Source organism: Nonomuraea sp. NPDC003707, from assembly GCF_053587055.1.
The window spans coordinates 1-2,047 of the sequence record NZ_JBSFNK010000118.1; the positions used below are offsets into that span (position 1 = coordinate 1).

At 63.2% G+C, this 2,047-nt stretch carries 4 protein-coding genes; all 4 read right to left on the reverse strand.

Annotated features, from left to right (window positions below; genetic code table 11):
- Window positions 1-109 precede the first annotated feature (109 nt).
- Window positions 110-682 carry a TIGR03086 family metal-binding protein gene (locus tag ACWDRB_RS67720; RefSeq protein ID WP_449912861.1) on the reverse strand — a complete coding sequence of 191 codons (573 nt, stop codon included), beginning with the start codon at window positions 680-682 and terminating at the stop codon, window positions 110-112.
- 327 nt (window positions 683-1,009) lie between these two features.
- On the reverse strand, window positions 1,010-1,219 hold the full coding sequence (locus tag ACWDRB_RS67725) for an integrase core domain-containing protein (protein ID WP_449912863.1): 210 nt from the start codon (window positions 1,217-1,219) through the stop codon (window positions 1,010-1,012).
- A gap of 158 nt (window positions 1,220-1,377) precedes the next feature.
- On the reverse strand, window positions 1,378-1,875 hold the full coding sequence (locus ACWDRB_RS67730) for an IS3 family transposase (RefSeq protein ID WP_449912865.1): 498 nt from the start codon (window positions 1,873-1,875) through the stop codon (window positions 1,378-1,380).
- A gap of 16 nt (window positions 1,876-1,891) precedes the next feature.
- On the reverse strand, window positions 1,892-2,047 hold a 156-nt coding region (locus tag ACWDRB_RS67735), incomplete at its 5' end, for a PLP-dependent transferase (protein WP_449912868.1).

A 2,047-nucleotide genomic window follows, 5' to 3' on the forward strand; every position in this document is an offset into this window, starting at 1 on the left:
AGGGCCGACAGATCCGGTTGAGGACCTCGAGGTCAGTCAGTCGATGGGTCAGACCCTGGCGGGAAGCGCTCATCTCCATCATCACTGTCAGTCGATGAACTGCCGGGCGCTACCCTTCCCGCCCGAGGAATGCCAGGAGCCGATCGCTGGGGCTGTCCAGGGACGACACGAGAACCGGAGGCCCGAAAATGCTTGTCCGGGCATCGTCCGTGACCACGACCGGGACGATTTCCATGATGCCCAAGGCGAGCGCCGCCGGGATCGGCTTACGAACGTTGCAGGAGGACGCGATGTCCCACCCATGGATGGCGACCTCCACAACACCAACGGCGACCAAGATTTCGCGAGACAGAACGTGGTCAGCGATGGCCACGGAACACGCGTCGGCCCTTGGCGGTGTGACTGCGGCGAGCAACTGCCGGGCCCGGTCGGCGAACGTCCGTACGGGGTTGTCCGTCGGACAGTCACCGGGTACGGCCATCGGGCCACTGGCGATGAAACCCAGTACGACCCCTTCATGCAAGATGGCGAGGGAATCATTGACGTGGCAAAGAAGTTCCGCGAGATTCCACTCAGCACAGGGAGTCTGGTGCGACAATGACTCTTGCGTAACGTAAGAAACACAATCAAGCGCGTATTCGATTGCGGACGGCAGCAGCCGGGACGCATCGTTGTGAATCATCTTATCTCTCCTTGCCATGGTATGGAGGCTGAGAAAATCCGGCAGCGCCGACAAGCTCCGGCCCACCCAAGACAGTGATGCCGGATAGACCACAGGCGTACCGGCTGGGCACCACGATGCCAAGAACGGCATATGTGCCTTCGCCTCCGGACAATCCAAGCCTGGTCGGCCGACCATTGACCGCAGTGGGCGACTTGCGTCGGCACCGGCCAATTCGAGCGCATGCGCGGCCAAGAATGTCAATCCCCTCAAACCGTGGGGCTGGTCCTATGCCACAACGGCCCTCACCAGGGCCGATGATGCTTGCCCCTTCTCGATCATCTGACGCTAGAATGCGACAGGCGACAACCAGTCATTGGCGCTGTGCCTCCGCTTGACGTTGCAGAAGTCCGCAATCCAGGTCGCGATCTTCAGCCGGGCTTCCGCCCTGGTACGGAAGTGGTGCCGGTGCACAAACTCGACCTTCAGGGAGCTGTGGAGCGACTCGGCCGCTCCGTTGTCGAGCGCGCACCCGATCCGGCCGATGGACTGCACCACCCCGTGCTTGCGACATTCGGCCTGGTAGCGGGCAGCGGTGTACTCCTTGGATCGCGGTCCGAATGGAAGATCACCCCGTCCACGTCGCCACCCCTGGTGGCGACCGCCATCTGCAGCGAGGCGACCGTCAGCACCACGTCGTGATGCTCTGACATGACCTAGCCGAGCAGCCGACGGGAGAACAGATCCTCGACCGACGCCAAGTACAGCGCCCCCTCATCAGCGGTAATCATCGTGACATCGCCAACCCACAGCACATCCGGAGCGACCGCGGTCAACTTTGGTCGCACCAGATCCGGCGCGGCCAGCCGCTTGCCCTGCCAGGTCAGCGAGCGCGGCTTCTTCTGCTTCCGCCCGGCCAAGCCAAGTTCGGCCATCCGCCTGGCCACGATGTTCTCCGACACCCGCCAGCCCGCCTCGTGCAGGTCTTGGGTGATCCGCGGTGAGCCGTAGGTGCCGCCCAAGGCCGGAAACCGGCGCTTGATCTCAGCATCCAACCGGGCCCGCCGCTGCTCACGGGCCGTCGGTGCATCCGCCCCGATGCGATTCTTCCACTTGTAAAACCACGACTGGGAGACCTCCAGCGCCCGGCAGGAGATCGCGTGGTCGATGCCGTGGCTGGTCTTCTGGGAGCAGATGAAGGCCGCCACGCTCACCGGCCCATCGCCTCTTTCACCCACAAGACCACGGAATGCTTGAGGACAGCACTATGGCAGCCGTGCCGCTCGCATAAGCGATTGCGTCGGCACCTCCGTCGAGCTCTGCAACGGCAAGCTCCAAACTTCTTCGGTTAGGGTTGCCCGCCTTTGAGTAGTGGTAGCCGCGGCT

Bases quoted from the DNA above. Each gene is read 5' to 3' on its own strand.
- ACWDRB_RS67720 (WP_449912861.1), bottom strand. From the start codon at position 682: ATGATTCACAACGATGCGTCCCGGCTGCTGCCGTCCGCAATCGAATAC.